This window comes from Agromyces sp. Y575 (assembly GCF_059445445.1).
Window position 1 is genome coordinate 204,840 of record NZ_JCAIUI010000003.1, and the last position, 16,481, is coordinate 221,320.

Below are 16,481 nucleotides of genomic sequence, written 5' to 3' on the forward strand. Positions count from 1 at the left end.
AGCGCAGCGACAGTTCAGGCGTCGCGTCCGCCGCGTTCGGGCCAACGTGCGGCGAGCGCGCCGGCCCGGGCCGAGAGTTCGGAGACTGAGCCCTTGCCAGCGCCGGCGGCGAGGCCGACGAGCAGCGTGCTGAGCGGGCCCGCCGGTCGGGCGACGCCGTGCGCAATCTCACGCGTGAGGTCGAGCACCTCGCCGATCGCGATGCCGGAGGCGTCGACGCCGAGCTCCGCGGCGAGGGCGGCGACCCATTCGTCGAGGTCGTCGGGCGAAGGGGGCGGGGCGGCGGATTCGGTCATGGAGGTTCCTTCCTCGGGGCGGTGCGACGTCGGATCAGGGCGAGCGGATGCCTCGCGCGCATGTGCAAGGTCTGCCCAGGTGTCGACGTCGGCGGCGAGGCCGTCGGGGTCGGCGAGGCGGTCGAGCCTGAGACCCCCGACGAGCGCCGAGACCGACGCGTCGCGCACCGCGCCGAGTCGGGCGAGCGCGGCGCCCAGCCGATCGCGACGGTAGACGGCGGCGAGCCACTGGGGCCGACCGTCGTCGAGGCAGATCCCATCGATGTCCTCGTCTGGCGCGATGCGGCTCGTGCTCGACGCGGCGGTCGTGCTCGACGCCGCCGCAGTGCGGGCGGCGTCGGCCAGCGCAGCGGCGACGCCAGCCGCGCGCGGGAGGTCGCAGGAGAGCACGAGCACCCACGCGGTTTCCGTCTCGGCATGCGCATCGGCGGCGTGCAGTTCAGCGACGTGCAGTGCGTCGAGCGCGGCCGCCAATCCCGCCACCGGTCCACCGAACGGCGGGTCTTCGGCACGAGTGATCGTCGGCGGCGCGACGAGCCCCGACGGACCCGCGACGACCGTTCGGCGCGCACCGGCGGCATCGGCGGCGGCGACCGCGAGGTCGACGAGGCGCACACCGCCGACCTCGAGCTCGGCCTTCGGCGTGCCGCCGAGGCGACTGGAGCGACCGCCCGCGAGGATCACCGCGTCGAGCGCGAACCGAGTCGGATTCGCGGCCTGCGGGGGTGTGCGCTCGGTCATCCGCCGACCAGCACGATCTGCACCTCGTCACCCCGGCGAACCTCGTCGATGCCCGGCCCGATGATGGCGAAGCCATCAGCTGCGGCGAGTCCGCCGACGAGGTGCGAGGCGGACCCGCCTGCGGTCGCCGGCCGCACCAGGAGTTGCCCCGGCCGAGTGACGGCGCGGTCGCTCGCGGCGCTCGCGACGCTCGACTCGTCGACGAGTGCGATCGGCAGGTATTGCGTCCGCGACGGCGGGGAACGCCATCCCGTGTCGGTGATGGCGGTGAGCCGCCGGCGGTCGCGCCGCGCCGCGCCGCGAAGTTGCTGCAGCGCCGGCCGAACGAACGCCTCGAACGACACGGCAGCCGCGACGGGGTTTCCCGGCAGGCCGAAGGCGAACGCGCCGCCGGGCAGGGTGCCGAACGCCTGCGGACTGCCGGGCTGCATCGCGACGGAGTGGAAGTCGACGCTGCCGAGCGGCGAGAGGGCCGCGCGCACGATGTCGTGATCGCCCCGGCCCACCCCGCCCGAGAGCACGACGAGGTCGGGCCCCTCGGCGGCGGCCCGGGCGAGCGCCGCGGCGAACGAGGCGTCGTCGTCGGGCACGTGTTCGAGTCGAACCACGGTGCCGCCCGCTTCGACCACCAAGCCGGTCAGGAGCAGCGAGTTCGATTCGGGGAGCTGCCCGCGCCGGAGCCGCGTGCCGGGCTCGACGAGTTCGCTGCCCGTCACGATGACGGCGATCCGCGGCGCGGGGTGCACCGCCACCCGCGCGTGTCCGGCCGCCGCCACTGCGGCGAGGCGCGCGCCGGTCAGGATCGCACCCGCATCGAGGAGCGGCCGGCCCGCCGCGACATCCTCACCGGCGCGACGGATGTGCGCCGGCGGCTTCGGCGCCGTCGTCACTCGTACCGTGCTGATGCCGGAGTCGGTGTCTTCGAACGGCACGATCGCGTCGGCTTGGGAGGGCACCGCCGCGCCGGTCATGATCCGCACCGCCTCGCCCGGCCCGATCGCCGGATCGAGCGAACTTCCGGCCGCGACCTCGGCGACGACGGAGAGGGTGACGGGTCGATCGATGCTTGCGCCCGCGACATCCGCTCGGCGCACCGCGTAGCCGTCCATCGCGGAGTTGTCGAAGGCGGGGATGGGAAGCCGGGTCACGACCGCCTCAGCGAGCACGAGTCCGGTGGCTTCGGCGAGCGGTAGGTCGATCGCGGTGAGCGGACGGATGCCCGCGAGCACATGATCGAGATGGGCCTCGACCGATTCGTGGGCCCCGCGGCTCATGCGCCGCGCCTGACACGCTTCGCGTCCATGCGTCCACGTTACTGGGACGGTGCCATTGAACCGGGCACCGCGGCTCGGGCGGCCGGGTCGGCGCCTCGGCGCGGCGACGGATCCGCGGTAGCGTCGACCCATGGACTCGCCAGGCACCGGCACACCTCGGTCCGGCTCCGGGAGCGGAGCCGCCGACGCGGGGCCCACCACGACCGACCACCTCGTTCGCGCCATCGAGATCGCGACCGAGAATGTGCGGGGCGGGGGCGGCCCGTTCGGCGCGATCGTCGTCGCCGCCGACGGGCGGGTCTTCGAGGGCGTCAATCGCGTGACCGCGAACCTCGACCCGACGGCCCACGCGGAGGTCACCGCGATTCGGGCCGCGTGCCAGGGCCTCGGCACTTTCGACCTGAGCGGTGCCACGCTCTATACGAGCTGCGAACCGTGCCCGATGTGTCTCGCCGCATCACTGTGGGCGCGCATCGATCGCGTCTACTTCGCAGCGGACCGCGACGACGCGGCGGACGCCGGCTTCGACGATGCGGTCTTCTATCGCTATTTCGAGGGCGGTGAGCAGGACCGCCGCACCATGCCGGTGGGCCGCATCGACCTCGGCCACGAGCAAGCGGTCGCCCCGTTCACCGCGTGGAAGCACAACGCCGCGCGCATCGATTACTGAGTCGTCGACGCCGCCGACGCCGGAGCGTGCTCGGTGGGCGCAGCCGATGCGGCGGGTTCGGGCTCAGTGGATTCGTGATCGACTGGCGCATCCGCCATCGACTGCTCCTCGATCTGCTGAAGCACGCGTGCCGCGACACTCACGGCGATCGCGGCGGGATCCTTCGAGCTGATGCCGGCGATGCCGATGGGAGTCGCGACGCGCGCGAGTGACGCGTCATCATGACCGGCCTCGCGGAGCCGCTTCTCGAAGCGCGCCCATTTCGATCTCGAGCCGATCAACCCGATCGAGGCGATGCCGTCGGTGTTCAGCGCGGCCTCGACGATCGCGAGGTCCTCGACGTGATCGTGCGTCATCACGAGTACATGGGCGCCGGAGGGCAGCAATCCGAGCGCCGACTCGGGCACGGGCAGGTGGTGGAGCAGCACGGCGGCCTCGGCGTCCGCGAGGGGACCGCTCGATCCCGGCGCGCCGATGCGCTCAGGGGCGAGCATCTCGGCACGGGAGTCGACGAGATGGAGCTCGAGCTGCTGTCGGCTGAGGATGCGCGCGAGCTCCAGCCCGACGTGCCCGATTCCGAAGACGGCGACCACGGGAGCGACCCGCACCGGTTCGAGCAGCATGGTGACCTCTCCTCCGCAGCATTGCACGCCGTACTCCGTCGTGGCCTTGTCGCTCAGTGTGAGCGTCATCAGTTCGGGCTCGGCGCCGCCGCCGCTGAGCATCTCGCGGGCCCGCGCGATCGCGGTGGCCTCGAGGTTGCCGCCGCCGACCGTGCCGAAGAGCGTGTCGGCAGAGACGACCAGCTTCGCGCCGCCGTTGCGCGGTGCGTGCCCGCGCACCATCGCCATGGTCACGATCACCGACGGCGTGCGTGCCGCCCGCAGCCGCTGCACGGCCTCCAACCAGTCCATCGCGTGACCTGCCCTCAGCGCTCGGAGGGCGCGAGTTCGTGCGCGGCGTCTGCCGGGGCATCCGCCTCGACCGACTCGGTCGCACGATGAGCGTCCGTGATCGCCCAGAACACGGCCTCGGGCGTTGCCGGTGAGGCGAGCTCGACGCTGTGCCCGACGGGCCCGAACGCGGCCACGGCCTCGCGGATCGCCTCGCGTGCACTGAACGCCAGCATGAGCGGCGGCTCGCCCACCGCCTTCGACCCGTAGACCACGCCGTCTTCGGTCGCGCGTTCGAACAGGCTCACGTTGAACACCTCGGGCATCTCCGAGAAGCTCGGCAGCTTGTAGGTGCTCGCCGATTGCGTGAGCAGGCGGCCTCGCCCGGCGCCGTCGCCCGTGTCCCAGCGCAACTCTTCGAGCGTGAGCCAGCCAGCGCCCTGCACGTAGCCGCCCTCGATCTGGCCGAGGTCGATGAGCGGCGAGAGCGTGTCGCCGACGTCGTGCACGATGTCGACGCGCAGGATGCGCGTCGCGCCGGTGAAGCCGTCGATCTCGATCTCGGTCGCCGCTGCGCCGTACGAGAAGTACTTGAACGGCGAGCCCTGCATCGCCTCGGTGTCCCAGTGCAGACCCTCGGTGCGATAGAAGCCCGCGGCCCAGAGCTGCACGCGCGCGTCGTAAGCGGCGGTCGCGAGTGCGGCGAAGCGCAGCGAGGGCGCGGATGCCCCGAGCCCCGAGACCTGCCCGCGGCTGAATCGCACATCGCGCGGGTCGATGCCGAGCAGCCGCCCGGCGACCGTGGCCATGCGGTCGCGGATCTGCTCGCAGGCATCCTTCACGGCGCCGCCGTTGAGGTCGGCGCTCGACGAGGCGGCCGTCGCCGAGGTGTTCGGCACCTTGTCGGTGCGGGTCGGTGCGAGCCGCACCGTCTCGACTTCGACACCGAGGGCGGTGGCCGCGACCTGCAGCATCTTGGTGTGCAGCCCCTGCCCCATCTCAGTGCCGCCGTGGTTGATCAGCACGGAGCCGTCTTTGTAGACGTGCACGAGCGCGCCGGCCTGGTTGTAGGCGGTGAGCGTGAAGGAGATGCCGAACTTCACGGGTGTGATGGCGAGCGCCCGTTTGGTGTCGGGGTGATCGGCGTTGAACGCGGCGATCGCCGCTCGTCGCGCGTCGAATTCGCTGTCGTCGCGCACCTGCTGCCAGATTTCGTGCAGGCGTTCGGCGTGACGCACGGGCTGACCGTAGGGCGTCGTCTGGCCGGGCTCGTAGAAGTTGCGCCGGCGGAGGGTCGCCGCATCGATGCCGAGCACCGGCGCGACCCGGCCGAAGATGTTCTCGATCACGAACATGCCCTGCGGGCCACCGAAGCCGCGGAACGCCGTCTGCGAGGTCTTGTTCGTCTTCGCGATGCGCCCCTGCGCGACGAAGTTCGGGATCCAGTACGCGTTGTCGACGTGGCAGAGCGCCCGGCCCATGACGGGCTCGGAGAGGTCGAGGCTCCAGCCGCCGTCGGAGGTGAGCGTCGTCGCGAGCGCCAGGATGTGGCCGTCGTCGTCGAACCCCGCCTTCCAGACGATGTGGAACGGATGCCGCTTGCCGGTCATCGTGAGGTCTTGCGTGCGGTTCAGGCGCAGGCGCACCGGCCGGCCAGTGAGCACGGCACCGAGCGCGGCGATCGCGGCGAGGCCGTGCGGCTGCATCTCCTTGCCGCCGAAGCCGCCGCCCATGCGCAGGCACTGCACCGTGACCCGGTTGTTCGGCACGCCGAGCACGTGCGCGACGATCTCCTGCGTCTCGGACGGGTGCTGGGTGCTGCACTCGACGAACACCTGGCCCTCGGAGTCGACGTGGGCGAGCGAGGCATGCGTCTCGAGGTAGAAGTGCTCCTGGCCGCCGATCTCGGCGACGCCCTCGAAGACGTGCGGCGCCGTCGTCAGGGCGGTCTCGGGGTCGCCTCGGCGCACGGTGCGGGGGATGCCTTGGAAGGACCCCGCCTCGACCGCCTCTGGCACGGTGATGATCGAGGGCAGCGGCTCGTACTCGACCTTCACGGCAGCGGCCCCGAGTCGCGCGGCCTCGGCCGTCTCGGCGAGGACCCACGCGAGCGCGTGCCCGTGGAACATCGCTTCGCTCGGCAAGAGCGGCTCGTCGTCCTTGACGCCGGCGTCGTTGTGCCCAGGCACGTCGTCGGCGGTGAGCACCCGCACGACACCGGGAACCGCGAGTGCAGCCTGCACCTCGAGGGCCACCATCGCGTGCGCGTGCTCTGACTGCACGGGCCAGGCGGTGAGCACATCGGGGCGTCGTGCGGCGAGGTCGTCGGTGTACACGGCCGCGCCCGTCACATGCAGGGCAGCGCTCTCGTGCGCCATCGGGGTACCGACGACCGGGTACGCGGGGCGGGCGGCGAGCTCGCTCATGCCTTCACCTCCTCGGCGATGCGGGGATGGGTGCGGAAGAGCTTCAGGAGCACCGTGCCCAACATGAGCGAGCGGTACTCGGCGCTCGCCCGGTGGTCGGACATCGGGGTGCCCTCCGACCCGAGCACGGATGCCGCGTCGCGGACGGTCTCGAGGCTCCACGGCCTGCCCACGAGCAGGGCTTCGGTTGCACGGGCGCGGAGCGGGGTGGCCGCGACGCCGCCGAGCCCGATTCGGGCCGAGGCTACGACGCCGTCGTCGAGATCGAGGGCGAAGCCCACGGCGACACTCGAGATGTCGTCGAACCGGCGCTTCGCGATCTTGTGGAAGGCGGTGAGTCGGGCAAGCGGCAGGGGGATGCGCACCGCGCGGATCAGCTCGTCGCGCCGGCGCAGCGTCCGGCGGTAGCCGGTGAAGTAGTCGGCGAGGTCGACCTCGCGCTCGCCGGCGGCGGAGACGAGCACGACGCGCGCCTCGAGTGCGAGCAAGGCCGGCGTGGTGTCGCCGATGGGCGAGGCGGTGCCGAGGTTGCCGCCGATTGTGGCGCGATTGCGGATGAGTGGGGAGGCGAACTGCGGGAAGACGTCGGCGAGCAGCGGCACGCGACCGTCGAGGCGGCGCTCGATCTCGGTGAGGGACAGTGCCGCGCCGATCTCGATCGCGGCGTCGCCGAACGTGACGGTGCGGAGCTCGGGCAGGTGCTCGATCGCGATAGTGAGCGGCGCGCGCCGGCCTCGGAGGTTCACCTCGACGCCCCAGTCGGTGGAGCCCGCGACGACCGCCGCGTGGGGTTGCTCGTGCAGCACCCGAAGCGCCTCGTCGAGCGATGGCGGACGGAGGAACCGCTCGCCATCGGCCTCGAGCCGGGTCGCCCGGGGCTCCGGCGCCGGTTGCGCGCGTCGCTCAGCGAGCGGGTCGCCCGGTTCGGGCTCGCCGAGGGCGTAGGCGGCATCGCGGATCGGCCGGTAGCCGGTGCAACGGCAGAGGTTGCCGCTCAGCGCGTGCAGGTCGAAGCCGTTCGGTCCGTGCTCATCGGCGGATGCATCCGCTTCGCCCGCTGCACCTTCTTCAGAAGCCGCAGCCGCAGCAGCAGCCGCACGCACGCGGCCGGCGCGGTAGAACTCGGCCGCCATGCTGCAGGCGAACCCGGGCGTGCAGTATCCGCACTGGGAGCCGCCGCCCTGGGCGAGCCCCGCCTGCACGGGGTGCAATGAGTCGGGGGAGCCGAGCCCCTCGGCGGTGACGAGCTCCTGGCCGTCGAGCGCGGCAGCGGGCACGAGGCACGCGTTCACAGCCGTCCAGGCGGTGCCGCCTCGATCGTCGGATGTCGCGAGCAGCACGGAGCAGGCACCGCACTCACCTTCGGCGCAGCCTTCCTTGGCACCCGTGAGGCCGGTCTCACGCAGCCAGTCGAGCGCCGTCGTGTGCGGGCTGATGCCCCGCAACGGGCGCTCCCGCCCGTTGACCGTCACAGCGATGTGATCCATGGTCTCTCCTCGTGCCGCGAGTCTACGCCGCGGCATTCCCGACATTCCGGTTACGTCGCGAGGGCATCTGCGCGAAGATGAGCTGAGCGTCTGGAGCAAATCCCTCGAAGGGAGCGGCAGCCATATGACCATCGAGATCGCCCGTGCCGATGACGTCGCGGGCGGCGAGGAGATCCTCACCGCCGACGCGCTCGCCTTCGTGGAGGAACTGCATCACCGCTTCGACGCTCGACGTCGTGAGCTGCTCGCCGCGAGGCACGCCCGCCGTGAGCGCATCGCGAACGGGGAACGGCTCGACTTCCTCCCCGAGACGGCAGAGATCCGTGAGCGCGAGTGGCGCGTGCCGCCCGCGCCAGAGGCGCTCCTCGATCGGCGGGTCGAGATCACCGGCCCTGCGTCGCCGGCGAAGATGGCGATCAACGCCCTGAACTCGGGTGCTCGGGTCTGGCTCGCCGACCTCGAGGACGCGTCGAGCCCCACATGGGGCAACGTCGTGGGAAGCATCCTGAACCTCCGCGATGCAGGTCGCGGCACGCTCGCCTTCACGTCGCCCGAGGGTAAGACGTACACACTCCGCACCGACATCCGTCGCCCGACGGTCGTCACCCGGCCACGCGGCTGGCACCTGCCCGAGCGTCACGTGCTCATCGACGGCGAGCGGGGCTCGGGCTCGCTCGTCGACTTCGGGATGCACTTCTTCCACACAGCGCACCGGCTCATCGAGAACGGCCACGGCCCGTACTACTACCTGCCCAAGCTCGAGAGCCACCTCGAGGCTCGGCTCTGGAACGACGTGTTCACCTTCGCCGAGCAGCACCTCGGCATTTCGGTCGGCAGCATCCGCGCGACCGTGCTGATCGAGACCATCCCCGCCGCATTCGAAATGGACGAGATCCTCTTCGAACTGCGCGAGCACGCCTCGGGCCTGAACGCCGGCCGGTGGGACTACCTGTTCAGCCTCATCAAGGTGTTCCGCGACGCCGGGCCCGAGTTCATCGTGCCCGATCGCGCGACCGTGTCGATGACGGCGCCGTTCATGCGCGCATACACCGAGCTTCTCGTGAAGACCTGCCATCGGCGCGGTGCCGTGGCGATGGGCGGCATGTCGGCCTTCGTGCCGAATCGCGCGGACCCCGAAGTGACGGCCGCGGCGTTCGAGAAGGTCCGCGCAGACAAGGCCCGCGAGGCGAACGACGGCTTCGACGGATCCTGGGTGGCCCACCCCGACCTCGTGCCCGTCTGCCGCGAGGTCTTCGACACCGTGCTCGGCGACCGGCCGAACCAGATCGACCGACTGCGGCCCGAGGTCGAGGTCACCGCGGCGCAACTGCTCGACGTCGCCTCCGCGGGCGGCGAGGTCACCGAGGCCGGCCTTCGAGACAACCTCTCCATCGCCGTCGCCTACACAGCGGTGTGGCTCTCGGGCAATGGCGCGGTCGCGCTCCACAACCTCATGGAGGATGCCGCGACGGCCGAGATCTCGCGCTCGCAGGTGTGGCAGCAGCGACACCACAAAGTCGTGCTCGCCGACACCGGACGCACGGTGACACTCGACCTCGTCAGCGCCGCGCTCGCCGAGGAGGTCGAGGCGCTCCGCCCCGGCGTGACGCCCGAACGCTTCGTCGCCTACTACGAGCCCGCGGCCCAGCTCGTCGCCCAGCTCTGCCTCGGGGGCGCCTACGTCGACTTCCTCACCCTGCCCGCCTACGAGTTGCTGGAGTGAGCGTGCGCACCGTCCTGCGTGCTGCCGAGCTCGCCGCGATCGAAGCCCGCCTCAGCGCGAGCGACCGGCTGCTCGCGACCGCGTACCCGGGCGACGACGGATCGCGTCAGCCAGTGCACACCGTCTATGTGCCCGCCGACCGGTTCACGCCCGAGCTGTCCGTCGAATGGGGGCGGGCAGCGCTCGTCGCGGTCGACCGGTTCGGAGGGCTCGAAGCGCTCGCCGTCGAAGTCGGGCTCGATGCCGCGCTCGCGGCCGAAGTGGCGCCCCGCGTGCGAGACAAGCTCGACCGCGAACCGATCGAGGATCTGCGGATCGACTTCGAGGACGGCTACGGCGAACGCAGCGACGACGTCGAGGACGCCGACGCGGTCCGCGCCGCGAGACGGGTGCTCGCCGCGGCGGGCGCCGGATTCTCACCGCCGTTCATCGGCATCCGGTTCAAAAGCTTCGAAGCGGCGACGCGGGCCCGCGGCATCCGCACCCTCGATGTGTTCGTGACGGCCCTCATGGAGCGCGGCGGCCTGCCGAGCGGCCTGATGCTGACGCTGCCGAAGGTCTCGACCGTCGAGCAGGTGGAAGCGATGGCGGAGGTCGCGGCGGCCCTCGAGAGCGCGCACGGACTGCCGGAGGGCCGGCTCAGATTCGAGGTGCAGGTCGAGACGCCGCAACTGGTTCTCGGCGCCGACGGCACATCGCCCGTCGCGAAGCTGCCGCTCGCTGCGCCCGGCCGCATCAGTGGGCTGCACTACGGCACCTACGACTACAGCGCCGCGCTGCAGATCGCAGCCGGCCACCAGTCGCTGGAGCACCCGGCTGCTGACCTCGCGAAGGGCGTCATGCAGCTCGCGGTTGCAGGCACGGGGATCCGACTCTCCGACGGTTCGACGAACATCCTGCCGGTCGGCGATCGAGCCGCAGAGGCGTGGCGGCTGCACGCCCGGCTCGTGCAGCGGTCGCTCGAACGGGGCTTCCCCCAGGGCTGGGATCTGCACGCCCACCAGCTGCCGACGCGGTTCATCGCGACCTACGCGTTCTACCGCGACGGGTACCCCGAGGCATCCGCCCGGCTTCGCGATCACCGCGCCGGCATCTCCGGTGCCGTGCTCGACGAACCGGCCAGTGTGCGGGCGCTCGCGGGCTTCGTGCTTCGTGGCGTGCGCTGCGGCGCGATCTCCGTCGCCGAGGTCACCGCCGGCACCGGCCTCGACGAGGGGGCGCTCGTCGGGCTTGCACATCCGAGACGCCACCAGGAGGTCGCATGAGCTACTTCACCCCGCAGGGCGGGCTGCCCGCCCAGAACGAACTCCTCACCGACCGCGCGATCGTGACCGAGGCGTACACGGTGATCCCGAAGGGAGTGCTGCGCGACATCGTCACGAGCAGGCTGCCGGGGTTCGCGAAGTCCCGATCGTGGATCCTCGCGCGACCGATCGCCGGCTTCGCGACGACCTTCTCGCAGCTCATCGTCGAGATCGCGCCCGGCGGCGGCGCCCCGCACCCCGAGCAGGAGGCGGGCGTCGAGGGCGTCGTATTCGTGACCTCCGGCGAACTCGGCCTGACGCTCGCCGGGCAGCGCCACGTGCTCGGGCCCGGCGGCTACGCCTACCTCGCGGCGGGATCCGAGTGGTCGCTCGCGAACGACGGCGCCGTGCTCACGAGCTTCCACTGGATCCGCAAGGCCTACGAGCCGCTCGAGGGCGAGGGGCCGCCCGCCTCGTTCATCTCGAGCGATGCCGAGGTTACGCCCGACGAGATGGCGGGCACCGATGGCGCCTGGGCGACGAGCCGGTTCGTCGATCCCGAGGACCTCGCGCACGACATGCACGTGAACATCGTCTCGTTCCAGCCGGGCGGGTCGATCCCGTTCGCCGAGACGCACGTCATGGAGCACGGCCTCTTCGTGCTCGAGGGCAAGGGCGTCTACCGGCTGAACGGGGACTGGGTCGAAGTCGAGGCGGGCGACTTCATGTGGCTCAGGGCGTTCTGCCCCCAGGCCTGCTACGCAGGCGGGCCCGGGCCGTTCCGGTACCTGCTCTACAAAGACGTCAATCGGCAGGTTCGGCTGACGGGCCCTGCAGCGGGCGCCCGGCAGCCGAGCGAACTGCGATGACGGATGCCGCGGGGCCCGACCCCGATCTCGACCTCGACCCCGACCTCGACTTCGATCTCGTGCTGAGGGGCGATCGGGTGTTCGTCGACGGTGCGTTCTCCCCCGCGGAAGTCGGCGTGCGCGACGGCGTCGTGGTGCGCATTGCAGCACTCGGCGCCGGGCTCGGCAGCGGGCTCGGCGCCGCGCGCGTCGTGCAGCTCGCCGATGACGAGGTGCTGATCCCCGGCCTCGTCGACACGCACGTGCACGTCGACGAGCCCGGCCGCACCGAGTGGGAAGGGTTCGCCTCGGCGACCCGGGCGGCCGCGGCGGGCGGCGTCACGACGATCATCGACATGCCGCTCAACAGCATCCCGCCGACGACGAACGTGGCGGCGTTGGCAGTGAAGCGTGCTGCGGCCGAGGGGCAGGTCTTCGTCGACGTCGGGTTCTGGGGCGGTGCGGTGCCCGGCAATGCGGCCGATCTCGAGCCGCTCGTCGCCGAGGGCGTGTTCGGGTTCAAGTGCTTCCTCGTGCACTCGGGGGTCGACGAGTTCCCCGCCCTCAGTGCCGACGAGATGGAGGCCGCGATGTCGGTGCTCGCCGGTGCCGCCGATTCGCTGCTCGTCGTGCATGCGGAGGACGCAGCCGTCATCGGCGGGGCGCCCCACCGGCACGGCCCCGCCTACGCCGACTTCCTCGCTTCCCGCCCGCGCGAGGCCGAGGGCGTTGCCATCGCCGCCGTCATCGAGCGCGCAGCACGCACCGGGGTGCGCGCCCACATCGTGCACCTGAGCGCGGCCGACGCCCTCGACCGGATCGCGGCGGCCAAGCGTCACGGCGTGCGGCTCACCGTCGAGACGTGCCCGCACTACCTCGTGCTCGCCGCCGAGGAGGTGCCGCCGGGAGCCACCGAGTTCAAGTGCTGTCCGCCGATCCGTGAGGCAGAGAATCGCGACGCCATCTGGCACGGCCTCGAGCAGGGCGTCATCGACTTCGTCGTCTCCGACCATTCACCCGCGCCGGCCGAATTCAAGTACGCGGGCGACGGCGACTTCGAAGCGGCTTGGGGCGGCATCGCCTCACTCCAGCTCGGGCTGCCGCTCGTGTGGACCGAAGCGAGGCGCCGCGGCATCCCGCTCGCCAGGGTCGTCGAGTGGATGTCGACCGAACCTGCCCGACGCGTCGGCCTCACGACCAAGGGCCGCATCATCGAGGGGGCCGCGGCCGACTTCGCCGTCGTCGCCCCCGACGCGACGTTCACGGTCGATGCCGAGGCGCTCGAGCACCGGCACCCGATCACGCCGTACGACGGTCGTGAGCTCACGGGCGTCGTGCGAGCCGCGTACCTCGCCGGCACGCCGATCGACCGCACGACGCCGCGCGGCCGGCTGCTGCGCCGGAATGTCGAAGAGCAGGGGGAACATCATGCTGCTTGAGGAGTTCGATGCCGCCGACCGCGAAGCGGCGATCGCGCTGCTCCGGCCCTGCCTCGACATCACCCGCTGGTGCGAGGCTCTCGTCGACGGGCGCCCGTACGACTCCGTCGGCGAGCTCGTCGCGCGCGCGGGTACCGCGGCGTCGCCGTTCAGTGGCGAGGAGGTCGACGAGGCGCTTGCGCGCCATCCCCGCATCGGCGAGCGCGCTGTGGGCGAGCGGGGGTCGGCCTGGCGCGACGCGGGAGCGCACGAAACGGGCGAGCACGCTGCGAGCGGGCGCGACGATGGCGAGCGCGGCGACGGCGAGCGCCGCGAGGCGGCGTTCTCGCGCGCCGAACAGGCCGGAGTCGACCCGCGCGATGCCTCCGTCGCGGCAGCACTCGCGGCGGGCAACGCCGCGTACGAGCGCCGGTTCGGCCGGATCTTCCTCATCCGGGCCGCAGGCCGCACCTCGAGCGAGATACTCGAGGTGCTGACCGAGCGACTGCGGCACACGAGCGTCGAAGAGGACCTCGTCGTCGCCGAGCAGCTGCGTCAGATCGCCGTGCTGCGACTGAAGGGACTCTTCGCATGAGCACTTCCCGGATCACCACGCACGTGCTCGACACGACGGTCGGTCGCCCGGCCGAGGGCGTCGCCGTCGAGCTCCACGCCCGCGACGGCGACGGTGACGATTGGCGTCTCGTCGCGACATCCGTCACCGATGCCGACGGTCGCGTGACCCGGCTCGGCCCCGAGACGATCGCGGCCGGGGAGTACCGGCTGAGCTTCGACACGGGCGCCTACTTCGCCGCTCGAGACACCGAGACGTTCTACCCGCACGTGCAGATCAGCTTCGTCGTGGCCGACGACGGACGGCACGTGCACGTGCCGCTCCTGCTGAGCCCGTTCGCCTATTCGAGTTACCGAGGGAGCTGACCATGGACGAACCCGCCATCGTGCTCGGGGCGAACCAGTACGGCAAGGCCGAGGTTCGCGTCGTGAAGGTCACCCGCGACACGGCGCGGCACGAGATCGAAGACCTGAGCGTCACCTCCCAGTTGCGCGGCGACTTCGTCGCGGCGCACCTCGTCGGCGACAACTCGCACGTCGTGGCCACCGACACGCAGAAGAACACCGTCTTCGCGTTCGCCCGCGATGGAATCGGTTCGCCCGAGGCGTTCCTCCTGCGCCTCGCCGATCACTTCACCTCGTCGTTCGACTGGGTGACCGGCGGTCGCTGGGAGGCCGAGAGCTTCCCGTGGCAGCGCATCCAGGCGCACGGGGTGCCGCACGACCACTCCTTCGTGCGGTCCGGGCAGGAGACCCGCACTGCCGTCGTCGTCGCCGACGGCTCCGACCGGCACGTCATCGCCGGGCTCAAGGGACTCACGGTGCTCAAGACCACACAGTCGGGCTTCGAAGGCTTTCCCAGAGACCGTTACACGACCCTGCAGGAGACGACCGACCGCATCCTCGCAACGGATGTCGCCGCCAGATGGCGGTACTCCAGCGCCGACGTCGAGTACAACGACGTCTACGACAGCGTGCGGGCCCTGCTGCTCGAGGCGTTCACGGACGGGTACTCGGCGGCGCTGCAGACGACCCTCTTCGACATGGGCGCTCGTGTGCTCGAGGCGCACTCCGAGATCGCCGAGGTCCGCTTCTCGATGCCGAACAAGCACCACTTCGTCGTCGACCTCGGCGCGTTCGGCCTCGACAACCCGAACGAGGTGTTCTTCGCCGCCGACCGGCCCTACGGGCTCATCGAGGCGACGGTCACCCGCGAGGGCCTCGCTCCCGCGGCCGTCGCCTGGGAGGGCATCGCGGGCTTCTGCTGAGGCGGTGATACGGGCAGGATCGACCGTTGGCGCCTGCGCCGGGTCACGATAGCGTCGGCTCATGCGCATCCTCCTCGTCGGCGCCGGAGGCGTCGGAGACTCCATCGCCAAGATCGCCGCTCGCCGAGACTTCTTCGAGTTGCTCGTGATCGCCGACTACGACGAGACACGCGCCGAGCGCACGCTCGCGTGGATCCGCGCCAGGCACGGCGACGAGGTCGCGAGTCGATTCGACACCGCCCAGATCGACGCGAGCGACCCCTACGTCGTCACTGCCGTCGCCCTCGAGTTCGATGCGACGCACGTGATGAACGCGGTCGAGCCGAAGTTCGTGCCGTCGATCTTCGCCGGAGCGCTCGCTGCGGGAGCCGACTACCTCGACATGGCGATGAGCCTGTCAGAGCCGCATCCGGTCGCCCCGTACGACATCACGGGTGTGAAGCTCGGCGACGACCAGTTCGCACAATCGGGTGACTGGGATGCCGCGGGCCGGCTCGCCCTCGTGGGCATGGGCGTCGAGCCGGGCCTCAGCGACGTATTCGCCCGGTACGCCGCCGATCACCTCTTCGCCGAGATCGACGAGCTCGGCGTGCGCGACGGCGCGAACCTCGTGGTCACCGACGAGGCGGGAAACGAGATCTTCGCGCCCTCGTTCTCGATCTGGACCACGATCGAGGAGTGCCTGAACCCGCCCGTCATATTCGAGATGAAGACCGGTTGGTACACGACAATGCCGTTCTCCGAGCCCGAGGTCTTCGTCTTCCCCGAGGGCATCGGGCCGGTCGAGTGCGTCAACGTCGAGCACGAAGAGGTGCTGCTCATGCCTCGCTGGATCGACGCGAAACGCGTCACCTTCAAGTACGGCCTCGGTGCCGAGTTCATCAACGTGCTGCAGGTGCTGCACCTGCTCGGCCTCGACTCGACGAGCCCCGTCAGAGTACGCAGTGACGACGGCCCGGTGCACGTCGCCCCGCGCGACGTGGTGGCCGCGTCCCTGCCCGACCCCGCAACGATCGGCCCGCGCATGACGGGCAAGACCTGCGCCGGGCTCTGGGTCACGGGCATCGGCATCGACGGGCGACCGCGCGAGGTGTACCTGTACCACGTCGCCGACAACGAATGGACAATGGCCGAGTACGACAGCCAGTGCGTGGTCTGGCAGACCGCCCTGAACCCCGTCATCGCCCTCGAGCTCCTCGCGACCGGTGCGTGGTCGGGCCGGGGCGTGCTCGGACCCGAAGCCTTCGACGCCGCACCCTTCCTCGACCTCATGGCCCGCCCCATCACCGACGGCGGCTACGGCCAACCCTGGGGCTTCGAAGACCGCCTCGCCTGAGCCTCGCCCCATCCGCCCGTTTCCCGTCCATCCGCCCGTTTCCCGTCCCGTCCGCCCGTTTCCCGTCCGTCCCTCGCCCTCACTCCATCCCTCGCTCCATCCCCGCCCGTTCCCTATCCTCTTCGTATCCCCTTCGTCGAAAGTGCGCTTCGTGTCGCTCTGATCTCATCGAAGCGACCGGAAGCGCACTTTCGATGACGATCTGGCGACGACCGACCCGCTCGGGCCTGTGGACAACGCGGATTCGGTTCCACAGGCGGCCCGAGAACGACACCGACAACTCG

General features: G+C 71.0%; 14 protein-coding genes. 9 read left to right on the forward strand and 5 right to left on the reverse strand.

The features are described 5' to 3' along the window. Positions 1–14 precede the first annotated feature (14 nt). Positions 15–1,037, reverse strand: coding sequence for a DUF6457 domain-containing protein (locus tag AC1C2U_RS13080; protein WP_495362203.1), 1,023 nt, complete (start codon positions 1,035–1,037; stop codon positions 15–17). Beyond that, positions 1,034–2,311 (reverse strand): molybdopterin molybdotransferase MoeA, encoded by a 1,278-nt coding sequence (locus AC1C2U_RS13085; protein ID WP_495362204.1) that lies wholly within the window; start codon positions 2,309–2,311, stop codon positions 1,034–1,036. Before AC1C2U_RS13085 ends, AC1C2U_RS13080 begins: the two co-directional genes overlap by 4 nt. A gap of 130 nt (positions 2,312–2,441) precedes the next feature. On the opposite strand from AC1C2U_RS13085, the gene AC1C2U_RS13090 reads away from it, so the two are divergent. Further along, positions 2,442–2,981 (forward strand): nucleoside deaminase, encoded by a 540-nt coding sequence (locus AC1C2U_RS13090; RefSeq protein WP_495362205.1) that lies wholly within the window; start codon positions 2,442–2,444, stop codon positions 2,979–2,981. Here the strand turns inward: AC1C2U_RS13090 and xdhC are convergent. The 3 genes from xdhC to AC1C2U_RS13105 are packed head-to-tail and all read right to left on the reverse strand — an operon-like array spanning position 2,975 to position 7,787. Then, positions 2,975–3,895, reverse strand: coding sequence for a xanthine dehydrogenase accessory protein XdhC (gene xdhC, locus AC1C2U_RS13095; protein WP_495362206.1), 921 nt, complete (start codon positions 3,893–3,895; stop codon positions 2,975–2,977). The two genes, AC1C2U_RS13090 and xdhC, sit on opposite strands and share 7 nt — an antisense overlap. A 14-nt stretch (positions 3,896–3,909) precedes the next feature. After that, a complete protein-coding gene (xdhB, locus tag AC1C2U_RS13100; RefSeq protein WP_495362207.1) occupies positions 3,910–6,300 on the reverse strand; it encodes a xanthine dehydrogenase molybdopterin binding subunit in 2,391 nt (796 codons plus the stop codon). Beyond that, the gene (locus AC1C2U_RS13105) at positions 6,297–7,787 is read right to left on the reverse strand and encodes a xanthine dehydrogenase small subunit (protein ID WP_495362208.1); all 1,491 of its coding nucleotides are present in this window, start codon (positions 7,785–7,787) and stop codon (positions 6,297–6,299) included. The genes xdhB and AC1C2U_RS13105 overlap by 4 nt, the downstream gene beginning before the upstream one ends. 124 nt (positions 7,788–7,911) lie before the next feature. Here AC1C2U_RS13105 and aceB point away from each other — a divergent pair, with 124 nt between their 5' ends. The 8 genes from aceB (at position 7,912) to AC1C2U_RS13145 (ending at position 16,197) form a co-directional block, all read left to right on the forward strand. Continuing rightward, a complete protein-coding gene (gene aceB, locus AC1C2U_RS13110) occupies positions 7,912–9,510 on the forward strand; it encodes a malate synthase A (protein WP_495362209.1) in 1,599 nt (532 codons plus the stop codon). Positions 9,511–9,512: 2 nt separating this feature from the next. Then, positions 9,513–10,775, forward strand: coding sequence for a DUF6986 family protein (locus AC1C2U_RS13115; protein ID WP_495362746.1), 1,263 nt, complete (start codon positions 9,513–9,515; stop codon positions 10,773–10,775). After that, complete coding sequence (locus AC1C2U_RS13120; RefSeq protein ID WP_495362210.1) at positions 10,772–11,623, forward strand: bifunctional allantoicase/(S)-ureidoglycine aminohydrolase; 852 nt, start codon at positions 10,772–10,774, stop codon at positions 11,621–11,623. Before AC1C2U_RS13115 ends, AC1C2U_RS13120 begins: the two co-directional genes overlap by 4 nt. Further along, on the forward strand, positions 11,620–13,041 hold the full coding sequence (gene allB / locus AC1C2U_RS13125) for an allantoinase AllB (RefSeq protein WP_495362211.1): 1,422 nt from the start codon (positions 11,620–11,622) through the stop codon (positions 13,039–13,041). The genes AC1C2U_RS13120 and allB overlap by 4 nt, the downstream gene beginning before the upstream one ends. Then, positions 13,031–13,615 (forward strand): 2-oxo-4-hydroxy-4-carboxy-5-ureidoimidazoline decarboxylase, encoded by a 585-nt coding sequence (gene uraD, locus AC1C2U_RS13130; RefSeq protein WP_495362212.1) that lies wholly within the window; start codon positions 13,031–13,033, stop codon positions 13,613–13,615. The genes allB and uraD overlap by 11 nt, the downstream gene beginning before the upstream one ends. Beyond that, positions 13,612–13,959 (forward strand): hydroxyisourate hydrolase, encoded by a 348-nt coding sequence (gene uraH, locus AC1C2U_RS13135; RefSeq protein ID WP_495362213.1) that lies wholly within the window; start codon positions 13,612–13,614, stop codon positions 13,957–13,959. Before uraD ends, uraH begins: the two co-directional genes overlap by 4 nt. Before the next feature lie 2 nt (positions 13,960–13,961). After that, a complete protein-coding gene (pucL, locus tag AC1C2U_RS13140) occupies positions 13,962–14,861 on the forward strand; it encodes a factor-independent urate hydroxylase (RefSeq protein ID WP_495362214.1) in 900 nt (299 codons plus the stop codon). A 61-nt stretch (positions 14,862–14,922) separates the two neighbouring features. Then, a complete protein-coding gene (locus AC1C2U_RS13145; protein ID WP_495362215.1) occupies positions 14,923–16,197 on the forward strand; it encodes a saccharopine dehydrogenase family protein in 1,275 nt (424 codons plus the stop codon). The last annotated feature ends 284 nt before the right edge of the window (positions 16,198–16,481 follow it).

What these genes read in the sequence shown, in the direction of transcription:
- AC1C2U_RS13085 (WP_495362204.1), bottom strand. Translation starts at nt 2,311, where the DNA reads ATGAGCCGCGGGGCCCACGAATCGGTCGAGGCCCATCTCGATCATGTG.
- aceB (WP_495362209.1), top strand. Translation starts at nt 7,912, where the DNA reads ATGACCATCGAGATCGCCCGTGCCGATGACGTCGCGGGCGGCGAGGAG.
- xdhC (WP_495362206.1), bottom strand. Translation starts at nt 3,895, where the DNA reads ATGGACTGGTTGGAGGCCGTGCAGCGGCTGCGGGCGGCACGCACGCCG.
- AC1C2U_RS13105 (WP_495362208.1), bottom strand. Translation starts at nt 7,787, where the DNA reads ATGGATCACATCGCTGTGACGGTCAACGGGCGGGAGCGCCCGTTGCGG.
- AC1C2U_RS13080 (WP_495362203.1), bottom strand. Translation starts at nt 1,037, where the DNA reads ATGACCGAGCGCACACCCCCGCAGGCCGCGAATCCGACTCGGTTCGCG.
- uraH (WP_495362213.1), top strand. Translation starts at nt 13,612, where the DNA reads ATGAGCACTTCCCGGATCACCACGCACGTGCTCGACACGACGGTCGGT.
- AC1C2U_RS13120 (WP_495362210.1), top strand. Translation starts at nt 10,772, where the DNA reads ATGAGCTACTTCACCCCGCAGGGCGGGCTGCCCGCCCAGAACGAACTC.
- AC1C2U_RS13145 (WP_495362215.1), top strand. Translation starts at nt 14,923, where the DNA reads ATGCGCATCCTCCTCGTCGGCGCCGGAGGCGTCGGAGACTCCATCGCC.
- uraD (WP_495362212.1), top strand. Translation starts at nt 13,031, where the DNA reads ATGCTGCTTGAGGAGTTCGATGCCGCCGACCGCGAAGCGGCGATCGCG.
- pucL (WP_495362214.1), top strand. Translation starts at nt 13,962, where the DNA reads ATGGACGAACCCGCCATCGTGCTCGGGGCGAACCAGTACGGCAAGGCC.
- allB (WP_495362211.1), top strand. Translation starts at nt 11,620, where the DNA reads ATGACGGATGCCGCGGGGCCCGACCCCGATCTCGACCTCGACCCCGAC.
- AC1C2U_RS13090 (WP_495362205.1), top strand. Translation starts at nt 2,442, where the DNA reads ATGGACTCGCCAGGCACCGGCACACCTCGGTCCGGCTCCGGGAGCGGA.
- xdhB (WP_495362207.1), bottom strand. Translation starts at nt 6,300, where the DNA reads ATGAGCGAGCTCGCCGCCCGCCCCGCGTACCCGGTCGTCGGTACCCCG.